The 1,707-nt window shown below is 67.0% G+C and carries 2 protein-coding genes; both read right to left on the bottom strand.

Going from position 1 to position 1,707, the window contains the following annotated elements; genetic code table 11:
- Positions 1-98: 98 nt before the first annotated feature.
- Positions 99-1,094 carry a 4-hydroxy-3-methylbut-2-enyl diphosphate reductase gene (ispH, locus tag D3H34_RS32315; RefSeq protein WP_119558830.1) on the bottom strand — a complete coding sequence of 332 codons (996 nt, stop codon included), beginning with the start codon at positions 1,092-1,094 and terminating at the stop codon, positions 99-101.
- 3 nt (positions 1,095-1,097) lie between these two features.
- Positions 1,098-1,583 carry an FKBP-type peptidyl-prolyl cis-trans isomerase gene (locus D3H34_RS32320; protein WP_119558831.1) on the bottom strand — a complete coding sequence of 162 codons (486 nt, stop codon included), beginning with the start codon at positions 1,581-1,583 and terminating at the stop codon, positions 1,098-1,100.
- Positions 1,584-1,707 lie beyond the last annotated feature (124 nt).

Genomic DNA, 1,707 nt, shown 5'->3' on the forward strand with positions numbered 1-1,707 from the left:
GCTTTGTCTCGCGCACCGACATCCTGCGCGCGGTCGCGGCCGACCCGCCATTGGATCTGTGGAGTTGAGGCCGGGCGCGTTCGCGCCCGCATGCAGCTTCAGTGGCCGGGGCCCAGTTCGGGCGCCTTGCGCACTTCGATTTCGAGGCCCGTGGCGGCGTCGATCTTGAGGCCCTTGGGCAGCGGAAACTTCACGGTTTCCTCGATGCCGTTCATGCTGCGCACCGAAGTCGCACCCAGCGCCTTGATGCGGTCTATGACTTCGCGCACCAGCACTTCGGGCGCCGAAGCGCCGGCCGTGAGGCCTACGCGCGCCACGCCGTCGAACCAGGCCGGCTGCAGCTCCTGGGCGTTGTCGACCATGTAGGCGCGTGTGCCCAGGCGCGCCGCGAGTTCGCGCAGCCGGTTGCTGTTGGAGCTCGTGGGGCTGCCAACGACGATCACCACGTCGACCTGCGGGCTCAGCACCTTGACCGCGTCCTGGCGGTTCTGCGTGGCGTAGCAGATGTCCTGCTGCTTGGGCACGCGCACCTGGGGAAAGCGTTCGCGCACCGCGGCCATGATGGCGGCGGCATCGTCGACGCTGAGCGTGGTCTGCGTGACCACGGCCAGCAGCTCCGTCTGCGCGGGCTGGACCTTGGCGACGTCCTCGACTTCCTCGACCAGGTGGATGCCGTGGTCGAGCTGGCCCATGGTGCCTTCGACTTCCGGATGGCCCTTGTGGCCGATCATGATGAACTCGTAGCCTTCCTTGGCGAGCTTGGCGACTTCGACATGCACCTTGCTGACCAGCGGGCAGGTCGCATCGAAAATCTGGAAGCCCCGGCGCTTGGCTTCCTGCTGCACGGCCTGGCTCACGCCGTGCGCGGAAAACACCAGCGTCGCGCCCGGCGGCACATCGTCGAGCTCCTCGATGAAGATCGCGCCCCGGGTCTTGAGATCGTTGACCACGAAAGTGTTGTGCACGATTTCATGGCGCACGTAGATCGGCGCGCCGAACTTGGCGATCGCCCGCTCGACGATCTCGATCGCCCGGTCGACGCCGGCGCAGAAGCCGCGCGGCTCGGCGAGCACGATTTCCTGGGGCTTGTCCATGGCTCAGAGCACCCCGATGATCTGCACCTCGAAGGTGACGGGCTGGCCGGCCAGCGGGTGGTTGAAATCGAACAGCACCGCGCCGTCCTCGCGCACGCGCACCACGGCGCCCGCATAGCTGCCCAGGCCGTCGGGCGTGGGGAACTGCACCACGTCGCCGGGCGTGTACTTCTCATAGGGGTCGCCGAGCTCGTTCATCAGCTTGCGCGCCACCCACTGCTGCATGTCCGCGTTGCGCTCGCCGAACGCTTCGCCCGCGGGCAGCTCGAACGTCGTGCGCACACCTTCCTCGAGGCCGATCAGGCGCTGCTCCACGGCCGGCGACAGCTCGCCCGCGCCCAGCGACAGCGTCGCGGGTTTTTCGCCAAAGGTGTTGATCACGTCGCCAGCCGGGCCGGCCAGGCGGTAGTGCAGCGTCAGAAACGATCCTGCCTGCACCGTGGGTACGGCAGTCTGCGAAGCCAAAGTGGGTTGTGCGCTAGATGTCATGAGAGTCCCGATAAACTGGTGTCTATTGTAGAAACCCGGCCATGCCCCCACGCGACGGCTTGCAGATGCCCCTTGGCGGCGCGGGCATGGCACGGCAGGAGCTGCGCCATGCCCCTCAAAGATC

This window comes from Acidovorax cavernicola, assembly GCF_003581445.1.

Coding starts and splice junctions, on each gene's coding strand:
- ispH (WP_119558830.1), bottom strand. CDS start 1,094: ATGGACAAGCCCCAGGAAATCGTGCTCGCCGAGCCGCGCGGCTTCTGC.
- D3H34_RS32320 (WP_119558831.1), bottom strand. CDS start 1,583: ATGACATCTAGCGCACAACCCACTTTGGCTTCGCAGACTGCCGTACCC.